This window comes from Streptomyces herbicida (genome assembly GCF_032656585.1).
Lineage (GTDB): Bacteria > Actinomycetota > Actinomycetes > Streptomycetales > Streptomycetaceae > Streptomyces > Streptomyces herbicida.
This window is the reverse complement of record NZ_JAUYWJ010000003.1, coordinates 549,698-574,023: the sequence shown is the minus strand read 5'-3', so window position 1 is coordinate 574,023 and position 24,326 is coordinate 549,698. Positions and strand designations below refer to the sequence as shown.

The 24,326-nt window shown below is 71.0% G+C and carries 27 protein-coding genes and 2 pseudogenes; 12 read left to right on the top strand and 17 right to left on the bottom strand.

Annotation, left to right across the window (positions count from 1 at the left end; genetic code table 11):
• Together Q8A52_RS09705 and Q8A52_RS09700 are read left to right on the top strand one after the other, a co-directional pair.
• Positions 1-417: pseudogene (locus tag Q8A52_RS09705) on the top strand (DEAD/DEAH box helicase); the annotation flags it as partial.
• Between the two features lie 118 nt (positions 418-535).
• On the top strand, positions 536-1,417 hold the full coding sequence (locus Q8A52_RS09700; protein WP_316748180.1) for an alpha/beta fold hydrolase: 882 nt from the start codon (positions 536-538) through the stop codon (positions 1,415-1,417).
• Between the two features lie 23 nt (positions 1,418-1,440).
• Here the strand turns inward: Q8A52_RS09700 and Q8A52_RS09695 are convergent, their stop codons facing one another.
• Positions 1,441-2,334, bottom strand: a complete 894-nt coding sequence (locus tag Q8A52_RS09695) for an NYN domain-containing protein (RefSeq protein WP_316748178.1) — start codon at positions 2,332-2,334, stop codon at positions 1,441-1,443.
• A 171-nt stretch (positions 2,335-2,505) separates the two neighbouring features.
• Between Q8A52_RS09695 and Q8A52_RS09690 the strand changes: the two genes are divergently transcribed.
• Positions 2,506-2,658: a hypothetical protein gene (locus tag Q8A52_RS09690; protein ID WP_184968404.1), complete on the top strand. Its 153-nt coding sequence runs from the start codon at positions 2,506-2,508 to the stop codon at positions 2,656-2,658.
• Positions 2,659-2,752: 94 nt separating this feature from the next.
• Here Q8A52_RS09690 and Q8A52_RS09685 read toward each other — a convergent pair whose 3' ends face one another.
• From Q8A52_RS09685 to Q8A52_RS09675, 3 genes are all read right to left on the bottom strand, one after another.
• A complete protein-coding gene (locus Q8A52_RS09685) occupies positions 2,753-3,358 on the bottom strand; it encodes a MarC family protein (RefSeq protein WP_316748172.1) in 606 nt (201 codons plus the stop codon).
• Positions 3,359-3,413: 55 nt separating this feature from the next.
• Entirely contained in the window at positions 3,414-4,271 is an 858-nt protein-coding gene (locus Q8A52_RS09680) for a PHP domain-containing protein (protein ID WP_316748170.1), read from the bottom strand.
• 111 nt (positions 4,272-4,382) lie between these two features.
• The gene (locus tag Q8A52_RS09675) at positions 4,383-5,024 is read right to left on the bottom strand and encodes a DUF6758 family protein (RefSeq protein ID WP_316748169.1); all 642 of its coding nucleotides are present in this window, start codon (positions 5,022-5,024) and stop codon (positions 4,383-4,385) included.
• Between the two features lie 222 nt (positions 5,025-5,246).
• On the opposite strand from Q8A52_RS09675, the pseudogene Q8A52_RS09670 reads away from it, so the two are divergent.
• Positions 5,247-5,767: pseudogene (locus Q8A52_RS09670) on the top strand (MFS transporter); the annotation flags it as partial.
• Positions 5,768-5,818: 51 nt separating this feature from the next.
• On the opposite strand, the gene Q8A52_RS09665 reads toward Q8A52_RS09670, so the two are convergent.
• Complete coding sequence (locus Q8A52_RS09665; RefSeq protein WP_316748166.1) at positions 5,819-6,403, bottom strand: suppressor of fused domain protein; 585 nt, start codon at positions 6,401-6,403, stop codon at positions 5,819-5,821.
• A gap of 489 nt (positions 6,404-6,892) precedes the next feature.
• Between Q8A52_RS09665 and Q8A52_RS09660 the strand changes: the two genes are divergently transcribed.
• Positions 6,893-8,026 (top strand): magnesium and cobalt transport protein CorA, encoded by a 1,134-nt coding sequence (locus Q8A52_RS09660; protein WP_316748164.1) that lies wholly within the window; start codon positions 6,893-6,895, stop codon positions 8,024-8,026.
• Between the two features lie 40 nt (positions 8,027-8,066).
• Complete coding sequence (locus tag Q8A52_RS09655; protein ID WP_316748162.1) at positions 8,067-8,582, top strand: hypothetical protein; 516 nt, start codon at positions 8,067-8,069, stop codon at positions 8,580-8,582.
• A gap of 666 nt (positions 8,583-9,248) precedes the next feature.
• On the opposite strand, the gene Q8A52_RS09650 is transcribed toward Q8A52_RS09655, so the two are convergent.
• Positions 9,249-10,004: a hypothetical protein gene (locus Q8A52_RS09650; RefSeq protein ID WP_316748160.1), complete on the bottom strand. Its 756-nt coding sequence runs from the start codon at positions 10,002-10,004 to the stop codon at positions 9,249-9,251.
• Between the two features lie 199 nt (positions 10,005-10,203).
• On the opposite strand from Q8A52_RS09650, the gene Q8A52_RS09645 reads away from it, so the two are divergent.
• The 3 genes from Q8A52_RS09645 to Q8A52_RS09635 are packed head-to-tail and all read left to right on the top strand — an operon-like array spanning position 10,204 to position 13,307.
• Entirely contained in the window at positions 10,204-11,535 is a 1,332-nt protein-coding gene (locus Q8A52_RS09645) for a magnesium transporter MgtE N-terminal domain-containing protein (protein ID WP_316748158.1), read from the top strand.
• Positions 11,525-12,130: a DUF1003 domain-containing protein gene (locus tag Q8A52_RS09640; protein WP_316748156.1), complete on the top strand. Its 606-nt coding sequence runs from the start codon at positions 11,525-11,527 to the stop codon at positions 12,128-12,130. The genes Q8A52_RS09645 and Q8A52_RS09640 overlap by 11 nt, the downstream gene beginning before the upstream one ends.
• A gap of 43 nt (positions 12,131-12,173) precedes the next feature.
• Positions 12,174-13,307: an Mrp/NBP35 family ATP-binding protein gene (locus tag Q8A52_RS09635; protein WP_316748154.1), complete on the top strand. Its 1,134-nt coding sequence runs from the start codon at positions 12,174-12,176 to the stop codon at positions 13,305-13,307.
• Positions 13,308-13,376: 69 nt separating this feature from the next.
• Here the strand turns inward: Q8A52_RS09635 and Q8A52_RS09630 are convergent, their stop codons facing one another.
• The 5 genes from Q8A52_RS09630 to sigE form a co-directional block, all read right to left on the bottom strand.
• Positions 13,377-14,048, bottom strand: coding sequence for a hypothetical protein (locus Q8A52_RS09630; protein WP_316748153.1), 672 nt, complete (start codon positions 14,046-14,048; stop codon positions 13,377-13,379).
• Between the two features lie 243 nt (positions 14,049-14,291).
• Positions 14,292-14,735: a sec-independent translocase gene (locus Q8A52_RS09625; RefSeq protein WP_316748151.1), complete on the bottom strand. Its 444-nt coding sequence runs from the start codon at positions 14,733-14,735 to the stop codon at positions 14,292-14,294.
• A 203-nt stretch (positions 14,736-14,938) separates the two neighbouring features.
• Positions 14,939-16,732: a trypsin-like peptidase domain-containing protein gene (locus Q8A52_RS09620; protein WP_316748149.1), complete on the bottom strand. Its 1,794-nt coding sequence runs from the start codon at positions 16,730-16,732 to the stop codon at positions 14,939-14,941.
• 110 nt (positions 16,733-16,842) lie between these two features.
• On the bottom strand, positions 16,843-17,814 hold the full coding sequence (locus Q8A52_RS09615; RefSeq protein WP_316748147.1) for an anti-sigma factor family protein: 972 nt from the start codon (positions 17,812-17,814) through the stop codon (positions 16,843-16,845).
• A complete protein-coding gene (gene sigE / locus Q8A52_RS09610; protein WP_316748747.1) occupies positions 17,811-18,527 on the bottom strand; it encodes an RNA polymerase sigma factor SigE in 717 nt (238 codons plus the stop codon). Before sigE ends, Q8A52_RS09615 begins: the two co-directional genes overlap by 4 nt.
• Before the next feature lie 235 nt (positions 18,528-18,762).
• On the opposite strand from sigE, the gene Q8A52_RS09605 reads away from it, so the two are divergent.
• Positions 18,763-19,461 (top strand): O-methyltransferase, encoded by a 699-nt coding sequence (locus Q8A52_RS09605; protein WP_316748745.1) that lies wholly within the window; start codon positions 18,763-18,765, stop codon positions 19,459-19,461.
• A gap of 108 nt (positions 19,462-19,569) precedes the next feature.
• Here Q8A52_RS09605 and Q8A52_RS09600 read toward each other — a convergent pair whose 3' ends face one another.
• Positions 19,570-19,737, bottom strand: a complete 168-nt coding sequence (locus Q8A52_RS09600) for a DUF3117 domain-containing protein (RefSeq protein WP_018544333.1) — start codon at positions 19,735-19,737, stop codon at positions 19,570-19,572.
• Between the two features lie 372 nt (positions 19,738-20,109).
• Here Q8A52_RS09600 and chcB point away from each other — a divergent pair, with 372 nt between their 5' ends.
• Positions 20,110-20,913: a 2-cyclohexenylcarbonyl CoA isomerase gene (gene chcB, locus Q8A52_RS09595; RefSeq protein ID WP_316748125.1), complete on the top strand. Its 804-nt coding sequence runs from the start codon at positions 20,110-20,112 to the stop codon at positions 20,911-20,913.
• Between the two features lie 86 nt (positions 20,914-20,999).
• On the opposite strand, the gene Q8A52_RS09590 is transcribed toward chcB, so the two are convergent.
• A complete protein-coding gene (locus tag Q8A52_RS09590; protein ID WP_316748124.1) occupies positions 21,000-21,596 on the bottom strand; it encodes a DNA-3-methyladenine glycosylase I in 597 nt (198 codons plus the stop codon).
• Positions 21,593-21,949 carry a DivIVA domain-containing protein gene (locus Q8A52_RS09585; protein ID WP_316748122.1) on the bottom strand — a complete coding sequence of 119 codons (357 nt, stop codon included), beginning with the start codon at positions 21,947-21,949 and terminating at the stop codon, positions 21,593-21,595. The genes Q8A52_RS09590 and Q8A52_RS09585 overlap by 4 nt, the downstream gene beginning before the upstream one ends.
• Before the next feature lie 137 nt (positions 21,950-22,086).
• On the opposite strand from Q8A52_RS09585, the gene folP reads away from it, so the two are divergent.
• Positions 22,087-22,947 carry a dihydropteroate synthase gene (gene folP / locus Q8A52_RS09580; protein WP_316748120.1) on the top strand — a complete coding sequence of 287 codons (861 nt, stop codon included), beginning with the start codon at positions 22,087-22,089 and terminating at the stop codon, positions 22,945-22,947.
• 34 nt (positions 22,948-22,981) lie between these two features.
• Here the strand turns inward: folP and Q8A52_RS09575 are convergent, their stop codons facing one another.
• From Q8A52_RS09575 to Q8A52_RS09565, 3 genes are read right to left on the bottom strand one after another with little or no spacing between them, the layout of a single operon-like run.
• Complete coding sequence (locus tag Q8A52_RS09575; RefSeq protein WP_316748118.1) at positions 22,982-23,233, bottom strand: type II toxin-antitoxin system RelE family toxin; 252 nt, start codon at positions 23,231-23,233, stop codon at positions 22,982-22,984.
• Positions 23,230-23,496 (bottom strand): type II toxin-antitoxin system prevent-host-death family antitoxin, encoded by a 267-nt coding sequence (locus Q8A52_RS09570; protein WP_316748116.1) that lies wholly within the window; start codon positions 23,494-23,496, stop codon positions 23,230-23,232. The genes Q8A52_RS09575 and Q8A52_RS09570 overlap by 4 nt, the downstream gene beginning before the upstream one ends.
• A gap of 44 nt (positions 23,497-23,540) precedes the next feature.
• A complete protein-coding gene (locus Q8A52_RS09565) occupies positions 23,541-24,299 on the bottom strand; it encodes an LOG family protein (RefSeq protein ID WP_316748114.1) in 759 nt (252 codons plus the stop codon).
• Positions 24,300-24,326 lie beyond the last annotated feature (27 nt).

Here is a 24,326-nt window from a genome sequence, read left to right as displayed (position 1 = left end):
ACGGAGCCCAAGCCGCGCCGCACCCGCAAGGCCGCCGCCACCGCCGAAACCGCCGTGGACACGGCCGAAGGCACCGAGGCCAAGCCCCGCCGCACCCGCAAGGCCACCACGGCCGCCGTGGAAGCGCCGGAGGCCGTCGAGGCCGAGGCCAAGCCGCGCCGCACCCGGAAGGCGACGGCAGCCGTGGACGTGGTCGACGGTGTGGAGGCCAAGGCAGCCGTGCGCCGCACCCGCAAGGCCGCCGCCGCGGTGAGCGCCGGGATTCCGGCGCAGGCCACCGAGGAGCCGGCGGCCAAGCCGCGCCGCACCCGCAAGGCCGCCGCCACCGCCGAAGCCACCGGCGACCCGGCCGAGGCGAAGCCCAGGGCGCGCCGGACCCGCAAGGCCGCGGCGGCCGTGGAGGCCCCGGAGGCCTGATCCGGCAACCGGGCAGCTACCCGAGAAACACCCTGACGGCCCGGCCCACCTCGTGTGGGACCGGGCCGTTGGCGTCCCTGCCCCACCGCGGCGGGCGGGCGCCCGATAGCCTCTGCTCATGAGCAGGCCTCCCACCTTCGTCCCGCCCACCGGCGCCCGCGCGTACTTGCTGCGCACCGCGCGAGGTGAGTTCGCCGTCGTCGACGCTCCCGTGGCCGCCGGTGTCGAGCCCAGGGGCGTCGCGCTGCTGCTGCCCGGCTTCACCGGAAGCAAGGAGGACTTCAACCCGCTGCATGTGCCGCTGGCCGAGCGCGGGTACCGCACCGTCGCCGTGGACGGGCGCGGACAGTACGAGTCCGACGGCCCGGAGCACGACGAATCGGTCTACGCGCAGGAAGAGTTGGCACGCGACGTGCTGGCCCAGGCGGAGGCGCTCGGCACGCCCGTGCATCTGCTGGGGCACTCGCTCGGCGGGCAGATCTCGCGCGCCGCCGTGCTCATCGACCACACCCCCTTTCTGTCGCTCACCCTGATGGCCTCCGGGCCGGCGCAGATCTCCATCTCCCAGCAGCAGCGCGTAAAGCTCCTGCGCGATGCCCTCGCCGTGATGCCGATGGCCGAAGTGTGGGACGCGATACAGGCGATGGAGGCGCCGGAGGAGACGGAGACCGGCGAGCTCGACGGCGGCCTCGACGACCGGGAGGACCTGCGGCGCCGCTGGCTGGGCAACAAGCCCGCCCAACTCCTGTCCACGGGGCGTCAGTTGTGCACCGAGCCGGACCGAGTCGCCGAACTCGCCGCCGTACCACTGCCGTTCCATGTCCTGTCGGGCGCGCTGGACGACACCTGGCCGGTGACGCTCCTCGACGAGATGGCAGTACGGCTCGGGGCCCGGCGGACGGTCGTCGAGGGCGCGGAGCACTCGCCCAACACCGACCAGCCGCTCGCCACCGCCCGTGCGATCGCCGGTTTCTGGGACCGGGTCGCACAGGAGGGCTAGTCAGGACGGCTAGTTCAGGACGGCTAGTACTGCGTCTGCAGGTGCTCCCAGAAGCCGTCCCGCAGCGCGCGGCGCAGGTCCGCCTGGCCGCGCAGGGAGTACTGGAGCAGACCCTCGGCCTCGACGAGGAGGTCCTGGTCGACGGAGCCGGGTAGATAGGGGTGGCCCGGCAGCAGCTCGACGAGGGCCTCGCGGCCGCGGGCGGACAGCCACTTGGCGGCGATCTGGGCGCCGACGAAGCGGACGTCCTCGCGGGTCGGCCGGTTGGCCGTGGCCTCGTACGCGGGCGCGGTGCGCCGGGAGACGTACGGCTTGAAGAACTCGAGGTCGAAGGTGCGCTGGCTGTCGACCTCCCAGAGCAGGGGCTCCGCCTGGTTGCGGCCCTCCGGGGCCTCGATGCCCCAGAGATGGACGCGCGCGCCGTAACCCTGCGCGGCCTCCACCGCCGACACCAGGTCCTCGTCGCCGCCGATGAGTGCCGCGTCGCTGATGGCGCGGTGGCGGGCGAGCGACTCCAGATCGGTGCGGATCAGCGAGTCGACGCCCTTCTGCTGGTTGTTGGCGTTGAGGTTGCCGAGGCGGACCTTGACGTCCGGGAGTTCGGCGATGGACTGCTGCTCGGCCGTGTGGATGCGGCGCCGGGCGCCGTCGTACCAGTAGACGCGCAGCAGTCTGCTGTCCGCGAAGATCGTGCGGGCGCGGTCGATGAGCGCCTCGATCAGGCCCTCGGCGTCGAGGTCGAAGGCGCGCCGGTCCTCGGTCCCGGCCACCAGTCGGCCCGTGGCCGCGTACAGATACCCCGCGTCGACGAAGATCGCATGGGTCGAGGGCGTCTTCGCCACTTCGGCGAGCATGCGCTGCAGCAGCTCGTTCGTGCGGTCGATGCGGGCCTGCAGGGCCGCGAGGTCGTCATTCATCGCCTCCATTGTCCTGGCGGTCACGCTGCGAACACAACCGGTCCCGGTCAGTCTCGCGACACCCTCTTACCAGTTGGTAATTAGCCGTTCGAAAAATTTCATTAGCGTAGGGAATGTTTGTAACACGCAGCCCGTTGACTACGACGGAACAGCAAGACGAAGGGAGAGGCCATGCGCTTCGAAATCATGCGACTCGACGAGGTCGACGGGACGACCGTGGACAGCACCGTTGTGGACGCCGCCTCCGTCAACCGGATCGTCCAGCAGGCCGCCGCCATCGGCCAGCGCCTGTGGATCCGACCGGCCGAGACCACGGCCTCGTAACAGACGCGGATCACCGCTGAAGCTTCAGAGCCCCCGTACGGCACCGACGCCGTACGGGGGCTCTGCGCATATGCGGGCTCTGCGCGCCCGGGGCTCACGCGCCCTTGATCACCTGTGTCATCCCGTTGATGATCTGCTGCACGGCGATGGCGGAGAGCATCATGCCCGCGAGGCGCGTCACCAGGACCACGCCACCGTCCTTGATGACCCGGATGATCAGCAGCGAGTAGCGCATCACCAGCCACAGCACGACATGTATCGCGAGGATCGCCGACCACACCGACATCTGCATGGCCACGCTGTCCGCCTTCTGCACGGCCAGGATGACGGAGACGATCGCACCCGGGCCGGCCAGCAGCGGCATGCCCAGCGGTACGAGCGCGACGTTGACGTCCTTGGTCTGCTTGGGCTCGTCCGTCTTGCCGGTGAGCAGGTCCAGCGCGATGAGCAGAAGCAGCAGCCCGCCCGCGATCATCAGCGCCGGGACGGAGACATGCAGATAGTTCAGGATCTGGTGGCCGAGCAGCCCGAAGACGGTGATCACACCGCCGGCCACGCAGACGGCCTGGAAGGCCATCCGCTTCTGCACCTTGCCGGGGCGTCCGGCGGTCAGCGCAAGGAAGATCGGGGTGATCCCGGGGGGATCCATGATCACAAAAAGGGTGAGGAAGAGGGAACCGAAGACGGCGACGTCGAACATGGGTGAGCAAGCCTTGCCGGTGAAGAGGGTGAAGGTGGGCGTGAGGAGGTGGGCCTCAGGCTCCGCCGGTCCCCGGCACCGGGAACGCCCCGGTGGCTCGTCGCGTGATCTCCCCGTACACCTCGGGGTCCGTCGTGTACTCGCCCAGCGCCACGGTCTTGCGACTGCCGTGGTAGTCCGAGGACCCCGTGACCAGGAGCCCCAGGTCGGCGGCGAGCCCGCGCAGACGCGTCCGGGCGTCGGCGTCGTGGTCCATGTGGTCGACCTCGATGCCGTCCAGACCGGCCGCGGCCAGCTCCGCGATCCTGGGCTCGGGAACCGTGCGGCCGCGCTTGGCGGCGGCCGGGTGCGCGAAGACGGCGACGCCGCCCGCACCCTTGATGAGCCGGATCGCCTCGAAGGGGTCGGTCTCGTGCTTCTCCACGAAGGCCCGGCCGCCGTCGGCCAGCCACTGCGGTGTGAACGCGTCGCTCACCGTCGGTACGACACCGAGCTCGACGAGCGCGGAGGCGACATGCGGACGCCCGACGGAGCCGTTGCCGGCGATCCGTGAGACCTGCTCCCAGGTGACCGGCACGCCCAGCTCGTTCAGCTTGGCGATCATGACCTTGGCCCGCGGCACCCGGTCGTCCCGGACCAGTTCGCGCTCGGCGAGCAGATCGGGCTCCTCGGGGTCGAAGAGGTAGGCCAGCATGTGCATGGAGACGCCGTCGACACGGCAGGAGAGTTCGGCGCCGGTGACGAGGGTGAGCCCCGCCGGCACCGCCGCGAGGGCCTCGGCGTATCCGCGGGTGGTGTCGTGGTCGGTCAGCGCAACGACGTCCAGACCGGCCGCCGCGGCCTTGCGCACGAGCTCGGCCGGGGTGTCCGTGCCGTCGGAGGCCGTGGAGTGGCAGTGCAGATCGATGCGCACGACGCGGACACTCCAAGCGGTGACGGGACGGAAGGGGACACCTAAGGATAGCCGGGGTCCAAGGGTGCCCTGTCACACCCGCACCCGCCATACGCCCCCTACAGGCAACGCTCAGGGTTGCAGCAGCCGCGGCGACAGCGCACCGCACGGCACCAGGTCCAGCTCCGCGCCCGCATCCCGCAGATCGGTCAGCACCAGCTCGTCGTACATCAGCAGACCGGTCTGCTCGGGCCAGACCACCGCCCACAGCCACAGCCCGCGCGCCTCGCCGGCGAACACGGCGCGGTCGTCCGGGGAGCCGGTGACATGCCAGAGCGGAGTCGGACGGCCGGCGGCCAGAACCTTGGCCTGGGGTGGCTTCTCGACGTTCATGTACGGCCCCGGGTCCGGGCCGTCGATGCCCGCGTAGCGCGCACCCAGACCGACCCCCAACTCCTCGGCGACCAGGATCATCTCGCCCATGCCGCCGAGCGGGCCGGGCCCCGAGCAGGCCACCGCGGTCGCCCGGCCGCCACTGCGGTCGTCACCCGCGCAGGCCACGCCTGTGAACAGCCATCCCACCGGCAGCGGCCACGGCATCCAGACCGGCACCTGGGTGCGGTGCACCACCACGCCGAGGGCCTCGACGCTGGGCGGGATCACGGGCTGCACCGGATGCACGGTCCCGTGCACATCGCACTGCCACGAATCGGCGAAGAGTCCGGGAGCCCTGACCCGGCCACCACACTTCGGGCAACTGGGTTCGCCCCTCATAGGGCCCCACGGTCCTACCCCCGCTCCCCCACGTCAAGGACGATCACCCGTCCGGACGGAACCGGTCACCACACGAAACAAGATGTATCTTTCATTAGTTAGTTGAGCTAATTTACCGGGCGCGCATAGCAATCATCTCCTCGTCGCGACCCTCGGGATGGGAGAGAACATGGACGCCTTCGACGCGGGTGCGGGCGGCATCCTGCGGCAGCCCGAGCGGTCCCCGCACGCAAGAGCTCCGTCCCGGATCCGATCAGGGCACTGGGCCACGGCGGACTCGCCTCCGGCCGACTCGGCGTTCTTCTACAACTACACGTTCTTCACCGTGCCGGCCTTCACCCCGTTCGTGCTGAACATGACCCCCTACCACTCGGGGGCCGTGTTCTTCGCCCGGGGCGCGCTGCTCGCCGTCTTCTCGCTGATCACGATCCATGTCCGGCGCCTGCATCGGCGTGAACAACACGGTCTACACCGAACTGGCCCTGGGCGTGTCGGACGCGCCGCGCCCCGTGGCGAGCGCGGGCCACAACTTCGTGCGGTGGTTCGCGGCCGCCGCGGCGCCATGTTTCGCGCCGAAGATCGAGGAGTGGACCGACGCGCACATCCCGTTCGTGGTCGCGGCGGTCGCCGCGGTGCTGGGCGCGCTCGTCGTGCTCGTACGACGCGAGGCCCTCACGAACGAGGCCGGGAAGCCGGCGACCGCGCACGCGACCGAGGACGGCGTCACGGACTTTGCCAACTGACCGATTCCGGACTTGCGTTGGTGAGATCGGTCACTCTCGCGAGGTCCGGCGTCAGTCGAGCGGGACGGATCGGCGGGCGGGATCCCGCAGATCCGTTCCGCTCGCGAGCCAGCGCTCCTGCAGCGCCTGGGCGCCGTGCACGCGCTTCCAGGCGGCCTCGTTCGGGGTCATCGGGAGCAGCGGCAGGAACCGTACGGGATCCATCGGCTCGTCGAGTTCCAGATCCTCGACCAGCCCGCCCGGCTCACCGACCAGGACCGAGGTGAACGGCGCTCCGGGCCACAGGGGTTCGCCCACGTCGAGGGAGGCACCCGGAGCCACGACCACGCCCTCCACCTGCGGGGACGCACCGAGGACGGCAAGCGGGCGGAGCACCTTGTCGGTGTCGGCGAGGCTGGCGCGGACGGACAGGACCAGCTCGGCGCGGGGTCCCTTGACCGGGTCGGCGAGCATTGCCGTGGGATCCGTCATGGGGTGCGCGGACATGCCGAGCGTGGCGTAGCGGACGATGTCGCCCTCCTGGAAACGGAGCACCTCGAGGCGGTCCGTACCGAGAAAGGTGACCGCGGCGCGCGCGTCCGGTTCTCCGAACGTGGTGCTCAACCGCGCCTCGACAAGAGGAAGAACATCAACCATGCGGTGAGCATAGAACTCGTCAGTACCGGGCAAAGCCGCGCCTTGACACTATGGGCGGCTGATACTCTGAGCCGGTGGTTCGGGACAGCACGCAGAAGCGTCGCGATCGGGTCCCGACGCCGACGAGACTCCCTCACGAGGGACCGGCCGGAGGAGGTGGGGCTGCGATGGACCGAAGTCGACCGTGCAGTACCACCCGCTCTTCCTGCCGTTGAACTAGCTGCTTCGGCTCGTCTGCCTGGCTGCCGCCTCTCGCATGCGTGCGCGTTCCAGTCGTCGTACGGAAGAGCACTTCGTTTCGTTTTGCCTGATCTGTCTGACCTGTATCAGTAGCCGAATCAGCAGCGAAGCCCGCCACCGCGACGGAGCGGTGCTCCCCGCTTTGTGGACGTGCCAAACATCACGCAGCACGGACGTCCCCATTCCGGGCAGTTCCACCCGCCGCAGCGGCCCTTGCGCGCCTCGCTGCTCGTTGCGAAGGAGCCTGCCATGTCGATGATCCGCGACCTGCGTGCCGTGGTCCGTCCCTCCCGTCCCTCGCTGCGCAAGAGCAGCCTGCGAATGGACACGGGCGCGTACGACACCACTCGCGACCCCTCGACGCCCTCGGCCGTCGTCGACTGCGCGGTCTACCGCGACGGCGCCCGGATCGAGAGCGCCAAGCCGATGACCCCGCAGGAGGCGATGCGGCTGGTGCGCCGTGACGGCGGGTTCGTGTGGATCGGTCTGCACGAGCCGACCGAGGCGGAATTCGCCGGTATCGCGAGCGAGTTCGGGCTGCACCCGCTGGCCGTCGAGGACGCGGTGCAGGCGCACCAGCGCCCGAAGCTGGAGCGCTATGACGACTCCCTCTTCACCGTCTTCAAGACCATCCACTACGTCGAGCACGACCGGCTGACCGCCAACAGCGAGGTCGTGGAGACCGGTGAGGTCATGTGCTTCACCGGCCGGGACTTCTTCATCACCGTCCGGCACGGCGGGCAGGGCTCGCTGCGGGCGCTGCGCCACCGCCTCGAGGACGACCCCGAGTTGCTCGCCAAGGGTCCCTCGGCCGTGCTGCACGCCATCGCCGACCACGTCGTCGACGGCTACATCGCGGTCGCGGACGCGGTGCAGGACGACATCGACGAGGTGGAGACCGAGGTCTTCTCGCCCGGCCGCAAGGGCGGGGTGTCGCGTGGTGTGGACTCGGCGCGGATCTACCAGCTCAAGCGTGAGGTGCTGGAGTTCAAGCGCGCGGTCTCGCCGCTCCTGCGGCCGATGCAGCTGCTGAGCGAGCGCCCGATGCGGTTGGTCGACCCGGACATCCAGAAGTACTTCCGGGACGTCGCCGACCACCTCGCCCGCGTCCAGGAGCAGGTGCTGGGCTTCGACGAGCTTCTCAACTCCATCCTCCAGGCCAACCTCGCGCAGGCCTCGGTCGCGCAGAACGAGGACATGCGCAAGATCACGGCCTGGGCGGCGATCATCGCCGTGCCGACGATGGTGTGCGGGGTGTACGGCATGAACTTCAAGTACATGCCCGAGCTGCACTGGAAGTACGGCTACCCGGTGATCATGGGCATCACGGTGGTCCTGTGTCTGGGCATCCACCGGACGCTGAAGCGCAACGGCTGGCTGTGAGGGCGGCCGCGGCGGCGGGGCGCGCGGATAGGCTGAGCGCATGACAAGCGAGCTGCTCGACCAGGCCCTCGTCGAGGAGGCCACGAAGAAGTCCGGCCTCATCTGGGTCAAGGGCACCGGCGCCCCGGCCGCCCGTGCGCTCTGGCACGTGTGGCACGAGGGTGCGGTGTGCCTGGTCGGTGACGGTCCCGGGGAGCAGCCGCTGCCCGGGCTGGCCGACGGGGGCTCCGCCGAGGTGACCGTGCGCAGCAAGGACAAGGGCGGCCGGCTCGTCTCCTGGACGGCGTCCGTGTCCGAGCTGCCGTCCGGCTCCGCCGAGTGGGAGGCCGCGGTGGCCGAGCTCAAGGGCAAGCGCCTGAACGCACCGGACGGCGAGGCGATGACCGCCCGCTGGGCCCGCGAGTGCCGGGTGCTGCGCCTTACCCCGACGGGCTCCACGACCCCTCTCCCCGACACCAACCTGGCCCAGGCCCCCCTGTCGTCCCCGGCCACCACCCGCCACCCGATCCCCGCGGCACTCCCCCGCCTCCTCACAAAGCGACGCAAGCGCAAGTAACTCCGCCGCCGGGCCGTGAGCGCCGGTGCTGTGCCTGACGGCGACCGATACCTACCGGTACCTACCGGCCGCTCGCGGCTCGGCAGAGCGAAGCAAGCACTGGCACCGCCGCACCAACGCGACGGCCAACCGCCGAGTGTGAAGGCCGGTGTGCTGCCTGGCCCGCCGACCTGTCCCCGTCGTCCTCCCGCGCCCGCCTCGGTGAGCGACGCGAGCTCGCAATGCCACCGCGGCGACGCGACGACCACCCCTCGGCCCAAGCACCGCACGCACCGCCCGGCGCCCGCGGGATCGACAACGGCGCTCCCCAACGGCATCCCGCCCCGGACCCCGCAGGCTCCGCGGCGCCGCTACCCGAGGCCCGCCCGGCCCGGGTCCCCCGCCCTCCCCGGCCACCGCCCGCCGCCTGATCGCCGCCGCACTCCCACGGCTCGTCACAATGCGGCGCGAGCGGAAGTAACGTCGCCGCGGCCAAGACGCCGACAAACCCCCGGGCCCGTGAATGCCGGTGTGCTGTCCGGCGCGCCGCCCGCCGATCCCATTCGGCCTCCACGCCGCCTTGATGAGCGACGCGAACCCCAGACCCCAGCCGCAGCTCCTGACAAAGCGGCGCAAGCTCAAGCAGCGCCGTCGTCGTGCGACTTGGTCGGTGCCGGTCCTGCCGCCCTACGAGGTTGGAAGCTGCTTCCCGTAGTCGACGGTCTCGTTCTTCGGGGGTTGGGTCACAGCGAAGTCCTTGCCCCAGTCGGAGAAGCTGAGTGTCCCCGCGCCGCCGCCCCGGACCAGGCGGAGTGGGTACGGCTTGCCCTCCAGGGAGACGTCCAGCGTGCCGCCGGAGCCCTTGTCGCCGGTGATGCGGATGGTGCGGGTGCCCGACTGTTCGCGGTGCCCGTCCGTGGCCAGCGCGCCGTGCAGGGTCAGCAGGCCGTCGAGGAGGACGGTCTTGTCCGTGAAGCCGCTGAACTTCTTGTACGCGGGATCGCCCTGCGGCACCTTCACGTACTTGCCGTCGAGCTTGTCCGCGGCCGCCGTGTCCCCGCCCTTGCCGCCGGCGTCGTCCGCGTGGCGCCAGAAGTCCGCGTCGGCCTTCAGATACAGCTGCGAACCGATCCGCAGGACATGGAAGGTCGTCCCCTCCGAGGTGACCGACCCGATGCCGCCCTGCGACTTCAGGCGCATGTCGAGCCGGTACGTGTGCCCGCGGGTGACGACCGTTCCGGACAGCCGCACCGTGTCCACGGAATCCGCGGCCGCCTTGGTCTTGCTCTGGATCTTCGCCGCGGACAGCTTGCCCACCCCGTTGGTGCCCGCGTCCGGATCCTCGTTGCACGCCGCGAGCGCCGCCGTTCCCGTCATCACCAGTGCGCACGTCGCGCTCACGAGCACGGCGCGGCGGATACGGCCCTGGGAAATCGCAGTCACAGGTGGGGCTGCCTTTCTGACGGGTCCTGAGCGGCGTACCGCAGCGTACCCGGGGCCGCACCGCCAGGCGGAGCCAGTCCGTCCGGACCGCTCACCAGGGCGTGCCCGATCAGGACGGGCTAGCCTGAAGCCCACCGAGCGGGCAATTCGGGAAAGGAACGCGATCCACAGCACTCCTGTACGTAAAGGGAGCACAGTCATGGCAGCCGGCGCCCCCCGGATCTTCGTCTCGCATCTCGCCGGTGTCCCCGTCTTCGATCCGAACGGAGACCTGGTGGGCCGCGTGCGCGACCTGGTGGTCATCCTCCGGGTCGGACGACGTCCCCCGCGGCTGCTCGGGCTGGTCGTGGAACTGACCACCCGGCGCCGCATCTTCCTGCCCATGACCCGGGTGACCAGTATCGAGTCCGGCGAGGTCATCGCCACCGGCGTGCTCAACGTCCGCCGCTTCGAGCGCCGGCCCACCGAGCGGCTCGTCTTCGGAGAACTGCTCGACCGGCGCGTCAAGCTCGTCGAAACCGACGAGGAGGTCACCGTCCTGGACGTGTCCGTGCAGCAGCTGCCGGCCCGCCGGGACTGGGAGGTCGACCGGGTCTTCGTCCGCAAGGGGAAGAAGGGCAGCGCCTTCCGGCGCGCCAAGGGGGAGACGCTCACCGTCGAGTGGTCCGCCGTCACCGGGTTCTCCCTCGAGGAGCACGGGCAGGGCGCCGAGAGCCTGCTCGCCACCTTCGAGCAGCTGCGCCCCGCCGACCTCGCCAACGTCCTGCACCACCTCTCCCCCAAGCGGCGCGCCGAGGTCGCCGCCGCCCTCGACGACGACCGCCTCGCCGATGTCCTCGAGGAGCTCCCCGAGGACGACCAGATCGAGATCCTCGGCAAGCTGAAGGAGGAGCGCGCCGCGGACGTCCTCGAGGCCATGGACCCGGACGACGCGGCCGACCTGCTGTCCGAGCTCCCGGAGGCCGACAAGGAACGGCTGCTGAGCCTGATGCAGCCCTCCGACGCGGCCGACATGCGGCGCCTGATGTCGTACGAGGAACACACCGCCGGTGGCCTCATGACCACCGAGCCCATCGTGCTGCGCCCGGACGCGACCGTCGCCGACGCACTCGCCCGCGTGCGCAACCCGGACCTGTCCCCCGCCCTCGCCGCCCAGGTCTACGTCTGCCGCCCGCCCGACGAGACACCGACCGGCAAGTACCTGGGCACGGTCCACTTCCAGCGCCTGCTGCGCGACCCGCCGTACACCCTGGTCAGCTCCCTGGTCGACGACGACCTGCAGACGCTCGACCCCGAGGCCACCCTGCCGATCATCGCCGGGTTCTTCGCCACGTACGACATGGTGGCGGCGCCCGTGGTCGACGAGTCCGGGTCACTGCTCGGCGCGGTGACCGTGGACGACGTACTGGACCACATGCTCCCCGACGACTGGCGCGAGACGGAGTTCCACCTGGACGAGGAGACCGAAGAGGGAACGGGAGCGGACCAGGGAACGGGAGCGGACCAGGGGGCGAGTGCGCATGGTTCCTGAGCGCGAGAGCGCCGCCCGCGAGCGCACCCCGGTCGGCGCCACCGCCGCCACCCGGCCGCGCACGCCCCGGCTCGACCAGCCGCGGCCGCCGCGGCGCCGGATCATGCCCGAGTGGGACCCGGAGGCCTTCGGACGGCTGTCGGAGAAGATCGCGCGCTTCCTGGGCACCGGACGCTTCATCGTCTGGATGACGGTCGTCATCGTGCTGTGGGTGCTGTGGAACATCACCGCGCCTGCTGCCCTGCGCTTCGACAACTACCCCTTCATCTTCCTGACCCTGATGCTGTCCCTCCAGGCCTCTTACGCGGCCCCGCTGATCCTGCTCGCGCAGAACCGGCAGGACGACCGCGACCGCGTCAACCTCGAACAGGACCGCAAGCAGAACGAGCGGTCCATCGCGGACACCGAATACCTCACCCGGGAGATCGCCGCCCTGCGCATGGGCCTGGGCGAGGTGGCGACCCGCGACTGGATCCGCTCCGAGCTGCAGGACGTCATCAAGGACCTGGAGCAGCGGCGGCACCACGACGGGCACCCCGTATTCCCGGCAGAACGGACAGACCGGTCGGCGGGGCGTGACGCAGAAGACCGCTGAGGGACTACCCGGACGCCCCTCGGATCGCCGTACCATCGTCCTTATGGCTACGGAAGACGCGGTGCGCGAGGCACTGGCGACGGTGAACGACCCCGAGATCAACCGCCCCATCACCGAACTGGGGATGGTCAAGTCGGTGGAGATCGGAGCGGACGGGGCGGTCGCGGTCACCGTGTACCTGACGGTCTCCGGCTGCCCGATGCGCGAGACGATCACGCAGCGCGTGACGGACGCGGTCTCCCGGGTCGAGGGCGTCACCCGCGTCGACGTCACGCTGGACGTCATGAGCGACGAGCAGCGCAAGGAGCTGGCCAGCGCCCTGCGCGGCGGCCAGGCCGAGCGCGAGGTCCCCTTCGCCAAGCCGGGCAACCTGACCCGGGTGTACGCGGTCGCCTCCGGCAAGGGCGGCGTCGGCAAGTCCTCGGTGACGGTGAACCTGGCGGCGGCGATGGCCGCGGACGGCCTGAAGGTGGGCGTGGTCGACGCCGACATCTACGGCCACAGCGTGCCGCGCATGCTGGGCGCGGACGGCCGTCCGACCCAGGTCGAGAACATGATCATGCCGCCGTCCGCGAACGGTGTGAAGGTCATCTCGATCGGCATGTTCACCCCGGGCAACGCCCCGGTCGTCTGGCGCGGTCCGATGCTCCACCGCGCGCTCCAGCAGTTCCTGGCCGACGTGTACTGGGGCGACCTGGACGTGCTGCTGCTCGACCTGCCGCCCGGCACGGGCGACATCGCCATCTCGGTCGCCCAGCTGATCCCGAACGCGGAGATCCTGGTCGTGACGACCCCGCAGCAGGCCGCCGCGGAGGTCGCCGAGCGCGCCGGCTCCATCGCCGTCCAGACCCACCAGAAGATCGTCGGTGTGGTCGAGAACATGTCCGGCCTGCCCTGCCCGCACTGCGGCGAGATGGTCGACGTCTTCGGCACGGGCGGCGGCCAACTGGTGGCCGACGGCCTGTCCCGCACCACGGGCACGACCGTCCCCGTCCTCGGCAACATCCCGATCGACGTCCGCCTGCGCGAGGGCGGCGACGAGGGCAAGCCGGTCGTCCTGACCGACCCCGACTCCGCGGCGGGCGCGGCACTGCGGGCGATCGCGGGCAAGCTCGGCGGACGCCAGCGCGGCCTTTCCGGGCTGTCGCTGGGGATCACCCCGAAGAACAAGTTCTAGGGTCTTCTCCAGCCCTGTGACGAGGGGCGCCGCAAAGCTGCGGCGCCCCTTTTCGCTGGGCCCTGTCGGCTAGGCGTACGCCGAGATGTCCTTGATCACGGCGAAGCCGAGGCCGTACGCGCTCATGCCTCTCCCGTACGCCCCCACGTGCACCCCCTCCTGCGTCGACCCGGCGAGCACCCAGCCGAATTCGGACTCCCGGTAGTGGAAGGGAGTCGGCACGCCGTCGACCGGCAAGGACAGGGTCGACCAGTCCGGGCCGGTGAGGTCGTCCGCGAGGACCCACGCCGTCTCGGTCTGCTGCTCCAGCCAGTCGTCACGGAGGCTGTGATCCATCTGGCCGGGCCAGGTGAAGGACAGGAGCCCCACCCCGGCCAGCCAGGCCGCCGAAGAGACCGTGGTGGCCTCCAGGAAGCCCGTGCCGTCCGCGCTGCGCCGGGAGGGGTTCGCCGCGACGGTCACCACGACGGCGAACTTCTCCCGGGGCTCCGTCGCGGAGCCGACCGCGTACTCGTTCTTCACGGAGGGCTCGTCCCCGTGCCCGATCGAACCGTGCTCGACGGCGCCGTCGGCCGCCGTACCGACCTGCATCAGCCAGCGCGGCCCCGTGAAGGCCTCGTCGAGGCCGTACCACGGGAAGGGCGCCAGCAGGTAGCCGTCGACCGTACGCCGGGCGTAGGGGACCTGCCGGCCACCCTCCGCATCCGGAGCCTGCGCGACTGCCCGACTTGTCGTCTCCATGTGCCCGGACGCCTCCTCGCTCTCGTCGGACCGGGGTGGCCCGCCCCCCTTCGGGCGTACTCGTCCGGTCCGCACAACAACTCGGCAGCATAGCCACACCGCCACGAGCAGCAGGGAAACCGCCCGCCGCGTGGGTCGTACGCGCGGCCGGTTCACGCCGCACGGGGCGCATGCGCGGTATGAAACGCGTCACGTCCCGGCGCGGGGGCGCACCGGGACGCGCAGTTCACGGGCGTACGACGGTCAGGTGGCGTCCGCGTCGAAGGGCGGGCGCTCGTCCTTGGCGGGGTCTTCGGGCTTCTTCGTCATGTCGATTCGGCCACCGGACGCGGACGACGAGGACGAGGAGGACGAGGAGTCCGTGTCGCGGCTGTGAACCGCGTCCGTGACCTCGGCCATCTCCTTCTTCAGGTCGAAGCCGTTGCGGATCTCCTTCAGCCCCAGTTCGTCGTTGTCCAGCTGCTTGCGGATGAACGTCTTGGGGTTGAGGTCCTCGAACTCGAAGTCCTTGAACTCCGGGCCCAGCTCGGCGCGGATGTCGTGCTTGGCGCTCTCCGAGAACTCTCGGATCTTCCGGACCGTACGCATGACGTCCTGGATGACCTTCGGGAGCTTGTCCGGACCGAAGACGAGCACGGCGAGCACGACGATCGTGATCAGCTCGAGCGGTCCTATGTCATTGAACACCTGAAGCTCCTTGCGATGTCCTCGGTCCTCGGCCCTCGGCGGTCTGTGTCACTGGTGTTCCGTGGTCCGGGCCGGGTCCACGGTACCCGGCGTACCTGTCCGACCGGTACCGTCCCGAGGTGTCCGAGTGCGTGTAGCGCACCGGTTTTTGGCGTTGTTTGCCTTGTGGGGCCATGTGCCGGGCTTCACCTGTGAGGTTTCTGTCAGTGGCGGTCGGACGATCCGAGCACCAGCGAGACCGACCTGTGCGTGCCGTCGCGCTCGACGGTCAGCCGCAGCCGGTCGCCGGGGCGGTGGGCCCGGGTCTTCACGATCAGTTCCTCCCCGGTGTGGACGGGCCGGCCATCCACCTCGGTGATGACATCGCCCGAGCGGAGTCCGGCCCGGTCGCCGGGGCCGCCCGTGGTGACCGCGGCTGAGCCCTTGGCGCCCTTGGTGCCGATACGGGCGCCGTCGCCCGTGTAGCCCATGTCGAGGGTGATCCCGATGACCGGGTGGGTCGCCTTCCCCTTGTTGATCAGTTCCTCGGCGACCCGCCCGGCCTGGTTGACCGGGATGGCGAAGCCGAGGCCGATGGAGCCGGCCTGGCCGTCTGCCGAGTCCGAGCCGCTGTCGGCGGACCGTATGGCGGAGTTGATGCCGATGACATGGGCCTGCGAGTCGAGGAGGGGTCCGCCCGAGTTGCCGGGGTTGATGGGCGCGTCGGTCTGCAGGGCGTCGACGTAGGACACGTCGCTCCCGTCCTCGTTCTCCCCGCCGGCCGTGATGGGCCGCTCCTTGGCGCTGATGATGCCGGAGGTGACCGTGTTGGCGAGGTCGAAGGGGGCGCCGATGGCGACGACGGGGTCGCCGACCCGGACGTTGTCGGAGTTGCCGAGCGGCAGGGGCTTGAGCCCGTGCACACCGGTCACCTGCACGACGGCAAGGTCGTAGCCGGTGTCCCGGCCGACGATCCTGGCCTTGGCGGTGTCCCCGCTGCTGAAGGTCACCGATATCTCGCCGCCCGACGCGGCGGGCTCGACGACATGGTTGTTGGTGAGGATGTGGCCGTGCGCGTCGAGCACGAAGCCCGTGCCGGTGTCCTGCTCGTTGGTGCCGGTCACATGCAGAGTGACCACGCTGGGCAGCGCACGGGCGGCGATCCCGGCCACGCTGTCCGGCGCCCGCCCGGCCGGCACCTCGCCCGACTGAGGCAGCTGGATGCCCCCCACACCGCCGTTGCGCTCCAGATAGGCCCCCACGGCCCCGCCGACGCCCCCGGAGACGAGAGCGAGCACCAGGGCCCCGCCGACCAGGGCCCGCCTGGCCCGCTTGCGGCGCTGCTGCTCGGTGGGGACCGCGGCGCCGTTCTGCTGGAGAGGGGCGTGGGCGGAGGCCTGGGCGGACCAGGGGTCGTAGCGGTGCCAGGGGTCCGGATGCGGGGTGCCGGACTGCGCCGCGGGGGACGGGAGCGGCGCGTCGTGGGGCACGGAGGCCGCCGGGGCAGGCACCGGTGCCGCGTGCGGCGGCACCGGCGCGGGGCCGGACGTGGGCATCTCCGTGCCGTGCACCGGTGCGGTCGCCGGGTGCTGGACCGGCGGAGCGAGTGCCCAGGGGCCCGGCTCGCCGTACGGCGGCGTGCTGTACGGGTCGGGGTCGTGCAGGGGTCTGGGGCGGTCGGTGGCGGACGGTACGGCGGGAGTGCCGGGCTCGGGCGCAGTCGAGGCGGGCTCGGCCGAGGGCTGGGCGTCGAGCGCGGGCGGTGTGTCGACTCGCTCCACTACGCCCTGCCCGGGAGAACCCGCGTCCCGCACGGCCGGCCCGGCACCCCGAGACGAGGGCGCCTCGAGCTCGAAGTCGCCGTCGGCGGGAGGCGCCGGGCGGGCCAGTTCGAAGTCGCCCTCGCTGTCGTCCGGCACCGGAACCGCGGCCGTGGCGTCCCCGGCCTCCGGAACCTGCGGCCGAGGCCGACTCCACCACTTCGCCTTGGCGGGCTTCGTCGGTTTCCCCTCGTTCATGCTCTCCCCACAGCTGGCCGCGGAACGTCGACTCCGCGCCCGGAAACTCCGCCGCGGGCACGGCCCTCACCGGATTCAACCAGGTTCGAGGGACGGCGCGCAGAGGCCGGTCAGGGGGCCGTGCGGGACGAGGAGGAGGGAGTGGGAGCGGAGGTGGTGTCGGGGACGGGTGCGGCGAGCATGCCGGGGCCGGTGACCTCGGGGGCCGAGGACCACGAGGTCAGGGCGACCGGCGGGGTCGTGCCGAGTGGATGTATCAACGGGGACATGGCGGCCGCGCCGGCCACGACGGGCGCGGTCAGCTTGTGCATGGTGTCCTGGCCCTGCCCGGCGGCGGGGGACGGCACCCCGGGCACGAGAGGCGCGGACATCGAGGTCGGTACCACGGGAGTCTCCCCGAGCAGCGTGCCCTGGGCGAGCAATGGTCCGACCGAACGGCGGCGCTGGGTGTCGGGCGCCGACGCGGGTCCGCCGCCCTGGGTGCGGGCCGGGGTGACATTGCTGCCGCTGCCGGAGCCACCGCGGGCGTCCGCCGCCGTGTCGCCCGGGATGCCCGTGGTCACGCCGCCCAGCGCGACCGCGGCCAGGGACACCGCCCCGGCCGCGACGAACGCGAACCGCAGCCCGCGCGAGGCGGACCGGTCGGCGTCGGGGCGGCCGACGGGGTGGATGCGGAAGCCGCGGTCGGCGGCGGAGGGTGCGGGGTGGGTGGCGGGGACGTAGCCGAACTCGAACCGGTCGGGGCGTCTCACTCCGAAGACCCCGGTGTCGGAGGTGCGCCCGGACAGGCCCGTGCCGCCCAGCGGCGACCCGCTGTCGTCATCGTCGCCGCCCGCGGGGAGTCCCTGGAGACGGGCCAGGAAGCTCTCGGACGGCGGCGGCGGGGCAGCCTCCGCGAAAACGTTCTTCAGCCGGCGCTGGGCGTCCGCCTCCGCCTTGCACTTGGCGCAAGTGGCCAGGTGGGCCAGGACGCGGTCGCGCGACTCATGACCGAGTTCCCCGTCCACGAGGGCGGAGAGCCGGTCTCCCAGGTGCTGCTCTGCGAGGCGTGCCTCGGCAGGTTTGGGCCGTGATCCACTCACGCGGGCGCGCCCCCTCCCCCCAGTGCGGGCACGCGGGCCACGAACGAGCGCCGCTCGGCGGCCCGGGCCTCCGGGGAGCGGTGGGCGAGGGCCTTGCGCAGCTGTGAGCGGCCGCGGTGGATCCGGGAGCGGACCGTGCCCAGCTTCACGCCGAGGGTCGCGGCGATCTCCTCGTACGACAGTCCTTCGATGTCGCACAGGACGACCGCGGCGCGGAACTCGGGCGCGAGGGTGTCGAGGGCCTGCTGGACGTCCGCGTCGAAGTGGGCGTCGTTGAACACCTGCTGCGGGGTCGGCTCCTTGCTGGGCAGACGCTCTGCCGCGTCCTCGCCCAGGGAGTCGAAGCGGATGCGCTGCTTGCGCCGGACCATGTCCAGGAACAGGTTCGTGGTGATGCGGTGCAGCCAGCCCTCGAAGGTGCCCGGCGTGTAGGTCGACAGGGAGCGGAAGACACGGACGAAGACCTCCTGGGTGAGGTCCTCGGCGTCGTGCTGGTTGCCCGTGAGGCGGTAGGCCAGACGGTAGACCCGGCCGCTGTGCGTGCTGACGATCTCCTCCCACGTGGGCGGAGTCCATGCCTGAGCGTCCGCGTCGGTGGAGAACGTCGCGGTCTGGGCAAGGCCGGCGGCGGAACCAGCGGCTTGGCTGGGGTCAGCAGCGGTGTCGTTCACGGATTTCGGCCTGCCTGCTGATCCGAGAAAGCGCCGTAGCACTCCTCCCCGATCCACGGGCTCAGCCGCACCTCCCCTGTCGGCTCTGGTGGTGTCCAGTGGAGCCCCTACCATAGCCACCTCGCCCGTTAGCTCCGGATAAGCGGTTTTACGAGAATTTGATCTGGGCTGATACGGCTCATACGGCTGCGTCAGCACTTGCTCGGCGTCCTGAACCATCCCTTACCCCCCGTCGGGTCCCCCCACCACTCGCTCATCCCTTTAAACGCCCGGTCCCATCTGCGGGTTCCCGGGGGCAACGGATACAGTCACGCCCAGGCAACCACGGGGACAGGAGAGGGTCATTACCGGCAACCGGCAGACGAGCTGGGCGTTCGCCGACGCCTTTGTCGCCGAGGACGACGCGCTTCGCTGGGCCCGTGATCGGGCCCGGGAGGCGGGCCTGCGCTCGGTGGCGCCCGGCACGGGCGCCGCGCTGCGGTTGCTCGCCGCCACCGTGGACGCCAAGGCGGTCGCGGAGATCGGCACCGGCTGCGGGGTGTCGGGGATCCATCTGCTGCACGGCATGCGGCCGGACGGCGTGCTGACCACCGTGGACCCCGAGCCGGAGCACCAGCAGTTCGCCCGGCAGGCCTTCCGCGCCTGCGGCTTCGCCAGCAACCGGGCCCGCTTCATTCCGGGCCGCGCCCTGGACGTACTGCCCCGGCTCGCGGACGCCGGCTACGACCTCGTCTTCTGCGACGGCGACCGCCTGGAGTACCTCGACTACCTCGCTGAATCGTTGCGGCTGCTGCGGCCGGGTGGTGTGGTGGTCTTCGAGGGCGTCTTCGGCAACGGCCGGACGGTGGACTCGGGGCCGCAGCCCACGGAGGTGCTGCGGCTGCGCGAGCTGCTGCGGACGGTGCGGGAGAGCCAGGAACTGGTGCCCTCGCTGCTGCCGGTGGGCGACGGCCTGCTGTGCGCCGTCAAGCGCTGACCGCGCGCCCGACGGTATGTGCGGTTGAGGGACGTACGCCCGGGAAAGGAACCGCCCCGGCACCGCTTATGGCGCCGGGGCAGCTGAAAGGGTGTGGTCGCTTGCGCGTCAGACGACGACCTTCTTGAGGGCGTCGCCGAGCGCCTCGGCCTCGTCAGGGGTCAGCTCGACGACGAGCCGACCGCCGCCTTCGAGCGGAACGCGCATGACGATGCCCCGCCCCTCCTTGGTCACCTCGAGCGGGCCATCGCCCGTCCGCGGCTTCATGGCCGCCATGCTCGTTCCCCTTCCTGAAACCAGCTCATCGTCTGCCGACGGCCCTGGAGGGCACGCGCCATCCGTGTGGGACACGCGACACCGGCATCGAACACATTGCTTCCAAGCCATTATCCCGCATCTCAGGACCCGATGACCAACATCAGTCGGCATCGCTTGGGCAACGCGCGCGAGCAAAACCACTCAATTCGGCGATGTGACTGCGATACTGCGCCACCGCACGGACATCTGCCGACGAAAACCGTGGCGGATTTCTTTGACGCAGGTCACACGTCGGGTCCGGCCGGTGGACGGTGTTCTCCGCCATGCTGTCCTTCAGACATCGGCGTACCGAGCGGTACGTCAGAGCCGCCACAGCAGAGGGGATGCGCCATGGCCGACACCGTGCTCTACGAGGTGACCGACGGGCTCGCGACGATCACGCTGAACCGCCCCGAGGCGATGAACGCGCTGAACATCGCGGCCAAGGTCGCCCTGAGGGACGCGGCACAGGAGGCGGCGGGCGACGGGTCTGTGCGGGCGATCCTGCTCACCGCAGCCGGGGACCGGGCGTTCTGCGTGGGCCAGGACCTCAAGGAGCACATCGGGCTGCTGGCGGCCGACCGCGAGACGGGGGCCGGGCAGACGATGACCACGGTGAAGGAGCACTACAACCCGATCGTGCGGGCCCTCGCGGGGGCCGCGAAGCCGGTGGTCGCGGCGGTGAACGGGGTCGCGGCCGGGGCGGGCTTCGGCTTCGCGCTGGCGGCGGACTACCGGGTGGTGGCGGACACCGCGGCCTTCAACACGTCGTTCGCCGGGGTGGCGCTGACCGCCGACTCCGGGATCTCCTGGACGCTGCCGCGGGTCGTGGGCGCCGCGCGCGCCGCGGACCTGCTGCTCTTCCCGCGCAACATCAGCGCGCAGGACGCGTACGAGCTCGGCATCGCCAACCGGCTCGTGCCGGCCGCCGAGCTGCGGACCGAGGCCGAGGAGGTCGCCCGGAAACTGGCCGACGGGCCGACGGTGGCCTACGCGGCGCTCAAGGCGTCGGTCGCCTTCGGGCTCACGCACTCCCTGGACGAGACGCTGGACAAGGAGGACGAGCTGCAGACCCGTGCGGGCAGGTCCGAGGACCACGCCATCGCGGTGCAGGCGTTCGTGAACAAGGAGAAGCCGAAGTATCTGGGCCGGTGACGGACGGCGGCCGGCCGAGACGGGCGGGTGCCGGGGGCCGCAGTCCGCGGACCCCCGCCTCCGCCTGAGCGGCAACGGCCTCGCCCTCAACCGCCGGACGAGCTGTTCCGGCTTGCGCAGCTTTCCAGGTGGTCGTTGACCAGTCCGCACGCCTGCATCAGCGCGTACGCCGTCGTCGGGCCTATGAAGCGCAGGCCCCGCTTCTTGAGGGCCTTGGACAGGGCCGTGGACTCAGGGGTGACCGCGGGGATGTCGGAGAGGGACTTCGGAGCCGGGCGGTCGGCCGGGTCGGGGGCGTGGGACCAGATCAGGCTGTCCAGCTCACCCGGGGACCACTGCGCGAGCACGCGCGCGTTGGCGAGGGTGGCGTCGACCTTGGCGCGATTGCGGATGATGCCGGGGTCCACCAGGAGGCGTTCGCGGTCGTCGTCCGTGAAGACCGCGACCTTCTCGATCCTGAAGTCGGCGAAGGCGGCCCGGAAGCCGGGGCGGCGGCGCAGGATCGTGATCCACGACAGGCCCGACTGGAAGGCCTCCAGACTGAGGCGCTCGTAGAGGGCGTCGTCGCCGTGGACGGGGCGGCCCCACTCCTCGTCGTGGTACGTCACATAGTCGTCGGTGGACAGCGCCCAGGGGCAGCGCAGCGCGCCGTCGGGGCCGGCCACGGCGGTGCCGTCGCTCACCGCTGGTCCTCCTGCGCGGGCTTGTCCAGCCGGACGTGCGCGGCGGCCTGGGCACCGGCGAGCGCGGACTCCAGGTCGGCGATTCGGGCGTCCCGCTCGGCGAGTTCGGCGCCGAGGCGGCCGAGGGCGTCGTCCACGTCCGCCATGCGGTAGCCGCGGGGGGCGAGCGGGAAGCGGAGGCTCTCCACGTCCGCGCGGCCGACGGGGCGGTCCGGGGGCAGCGAGTCTTCGAGGCGCTCGGGCGCGACCTCGGGCAGGGGGCCGGTGGCGCCCTCGCCGCCGCCCACCACGGCGAGTGTCACCGCGGCGACCACGACGGCGAGCGCGACGACCAGGAACAAGAACATAACCATCGCTGGGTCCCCACGCTCTGTAGTACTCGGTCTCGAAAGTCTCTCGCTCCGATCGTGCCATGCGAGTCTGACAGTTAGGGTCACAGGCGGGCGCGGGGCGGGACACGAGCAGGACTCACTGGAAGAGGTCACAGGCGATGCTCAGGCTGGGCAGGCGGGAATTCGAGCCGCACGAGCCGGTGATCATGGCGATCGTGAACCGGACCCCCGACTCCTTCTACGACCAGGGGGCGACCTTCCGTGACGAGCCGGCGCTCGCGCGCGTGGAGCAGGCGGTGGCCGAAGGAGCCGCGATCATCGACATCGGCGGAGTGAAAGCCGGGCCCGGGGACGAGGTGACCGCCGAGGAGGAGGCGCGGCGGACGGTCGGCTTCGTGGCCGAGGTACGGCGGCGGTTCCCCGACGTGATCATCAGTGTGGACACCTGGCGGGCCGAGGTCGGGGAGGCCGTGTGCGAGGCCGGGGCGGACCTGCTGAACGACGCCTGGGGCGGGGTCGATCCGGGGCTGGCTCAGGTCGCGGCGCGGTACGGGGTGGGGCTGGTGTGCACGCATGCGGGCGGCGCGGAGCCGCGGACCCGGCCGCACCGGGTGACGTACGACGACGTCGTGGCCGACATTCTCCGGGTGACCGTGGGCCTGGCCGAACGTGCGGTGGCGCTGGGCGTGCCCCGTGAGTCGGTGATGATCGATCCCGGTCACGACTTCGGGAAGAACACGCGGCACAGTCTCGAGGCGACCCGGCGGCTGGACGAGATGGTGGCCACGGGGTGGCCGGTGCTGGTGTCGCTGTCCAACAAGGACTTCGTCGGGGAGACGTTGGACCGTCCCGTGAAGGAGCGGGTGTTGGGGACCCTGGCGACGACCGCGGTGTCCGCGTGGCTCGGGGCTCAGGTGTACCGGGTGCACGAGGTGGCCGAGACGAAGCAGGTCCTGGACATGGTGGCGTCGATCGCGGGCCACCGCCCGCCGGCGGTCGCGCGCAGGGGGTTGGCGTAGGCGCTCCCCGCCCGGGCTGACGCCCCACTGCCGCTCACTCGAGCGCGCGCCCGATGTGTTCGATGTGAAGGGTCCGCGCCTCCGGGTCGACGCGGTACGGGATGCGCCAAGGGCCGCGGTGGAGACGGCGGTGGTGGGTACCCCAGGCCCTGGAACCTTCAGGCCGGGGGTCCTCGGCGAGTTGGTCGGTCGCCTGAAGGAGGGTGTCCACTCCCTGGGGGTCGTCCTTGAGGAAACCGGTGGCTTCGTCGAGCGCCACCGGCTCCCACTGGACCTCCCAGGTCACTCCGTACTCCTCCCCGCGGCTTCGAGGAGTATCCGCCGAGCCTCGGCATGGGGGACAGGGACTTCGGTGCGCCCCATAGCGCGGTCACGCTCGAGGCGGGCCAGTGCCAGAGCATCCTCGAGGTCTTCGAGTTCCGCCGGAGAGACGAGCACGGCGGTCGGGATGCCACGGTCTGTCAAGGTGATGTGCTCATGCTGGGCAGCCCGGCGGGCAAGCTCGCCGAGCTTGCCCCTCGCCTCAGCGATGGGATACGTAGCAGACATTAATCTACTGTACACCCAGATTACACTTCACCTCGAGCCCGCACCTAACGCGCCGCCTCCTTCGACACCAGTGCCACCGCCTCCTCCACGTCGTCCGTGACGTGGAAGAGGAGCAGGTCCTTCTCGGAGGCCTTGCCCTGGGTGATCACGGTGCTTCTCAGCCAGGTGACCAGTCCGCCCCAGTACTCGCTGCCGAAGAGGACGATGGGGAAGCGCGTGACCTTCTGGGTCTGCACGAGGGTGAGGGCCTCGAAGAGTTCGTCCAGGGTGCCGAGGCCGCCGGGAAGCACCACGAAGCCCTGCGCGTACTTCACGAACATCATCTTCCGGACGAAGAAGTACCGGAAGTTGAGGCCGATGTCGACATAGGGGTTGAGGCCCTGCTCGAAGGGCAGCTCGATGCCGAGGCCGACCGAGGTGCCGCCCGCCTCGCAGGCGCCCTTGTTGGCCGCCTCCATCGCGCCGGGACCGCCACCGGTGATCACCGCCCAGCCGGCCTCCACCAGCCCGCGGCCGAGCCGCACACCGGCGTCGTACTCCGACGAGTCCACCGGAGTGCGCGCCGAGCCGAACACGCTGATCGCGGGCGGGAGTTCGGCCAGGGTGCCGAAGCCCTCGATGAACTCCGACTGGATCCGCAGGACCCGCCAGGGGTCCGTGTGGACCCAGTCGGACGGGCCGCCCGCGTCCAGCAGGCGCTGGTCCGTCGTGCTCGCGGTGACCTGACCCCGCCGCCGGAGGACCGGCCCCAGGCGCTGCTCCTCCGGTGGCTGCTTCTTGCCCTCGGGGTTGCCAGTAGCCATGTGCGCTCCCTCCGCGTGCAGGTGTTT

Bases quoted from the DNA above. Each gene is read 5' to 3' on its own strand.
- Q8A52_RS09700 (WP_316748180.1), top strand. From the start codon at position 536: ATGAGCAGGCCTCCCACCTTCGTCCCGCCCACCGGCGCCCGCGCGTAC.
- Q8A52_RS09695 (WP_316748178.1), bottom strand. From the start codon at position 2,334: ATGAATGACGACCTCGCGGCCCTGCAGGCCCGCATCGACCGCACGAAC.
- Q8A52_RS09690 (WP_184968404.1), top strand. From the start codon at position 2,506: ATGCGCTTCGAAATCATGCGACTCGACGAGGTCGACGGGACGACCGTG.
- Q8A52_RS09685 (WP_316748172.1), bottom strand. From the start codon at position 3,358: ATGTTCGACGTCGCCGTCTTCGGTTCCCTCTTCCTCACCCTTTTTGTG.
- Q8A52_RS09675 (WP_316748169.1), bottom strand. From the start codon at position 5,024: ATGAGGGGCGAACCCAGTTGCCCGAAGTGTGGTGGCCGGGTCAGGGCT.
- Q8A52_RS09665 (WP_316748166.1), bottom strand. From the start codon at position 6,403: ATGGTTGATGTTCTTCCTCTTGTCGAGGCGCGGTTGAGCACCACGTTC.
- Q8A52_RS09660 (WP_316748164.1), top strand. From the start codon at position 6,893: ATGTCGATGATCCGCGACCTGCGTGCCGTGGTCCGTCCCTCCCGTCCC.
- Q8A52_RS09655 (WP_316748162.1), top strand. From the start codon at position 8,067: ATGACAAGCGAGCTGCTCGACCAGGCCCTCGTCGAGGAGGCCACGAAG.
- Q8A52_RS09645 (WP_316748158.1), top strand. From the start codon at position 10,204: ATGGCAGCCGGCGCCCCCCGGATCTTCGTCTCGCATCTCGCCGGTGTC.
- Q8A52_RS09640 (WP_316748156.1), top strand. From the start codon at position 11,525: ATGGTTCCTGAGCGCGAGAGCGCCGCCCGCGAGCGCACCCCGGTCGGC.
- Q8A52_RS09635 (WP_316748154.1), top strand. From the start codon at position 12,174: ATGGCTACGGAAGACGCGGTGCGCGAGGCACTGGCGACGGTGAACGAC.
- Q8A52_RS09630 (WP_316748153.1), bottom strand. From the start codon at position 14,048: ATGGAGACGACAAGTCGGGCAGTCGCGCAGGCTCCGGATGCGGAGGGT.
- Q8A52_RS09620 (WP_316748149.1), bottom strand. From the start codon at position 16,732: ATGAACGAGGGGAAACCGACGAAGCCCGCCAAGGCGAAGTGGTGGAGT.
- Q8A52_RS09600 (WP_018544333.1), bottom strand. From the start codon at position 19,737: ATGGCGGCCATGAAGCCGCGGACGGGCGATGGCCCGCTCGAGGTGACC.
- chcB (WP_316748125.1), top strand. From the start codon at position 20,110: ATGGCCGACACCGTGCTCTACGAGGTGACCGACGGGCTCGCGACGATC.
- Q8A52_RS09585 (WP_316748122.1), bottom strand. From the start codon at position 21,949: ATGGTTATGTTCTTGTTCCTGGTCGTCGCGCTCGCCGTCGTGGTCGCC.
- folP (WP_316748120.1), top strand. From the start codon at position 22,087: ATGCTCAGGCTGGGCAGGCGGGAATTCGAGCCGCACGAGCCGGTGATC.
- Q8A52_RS09570 (WP_316748116.1), bottom strand. From the start codon at position 23,496: ATGTCTGCTACGTATCCCATCGCTGAGGCGAGGGGCAAGCTCGGCGAG.
- Q8A52_RS09565 (WP_316748114.1), bottom strand. From the start codon at position 24,299: ATGGCTACTGGCAACCCCGAGGGCAAGAAGCAGCCACCGGAGGAGCAG.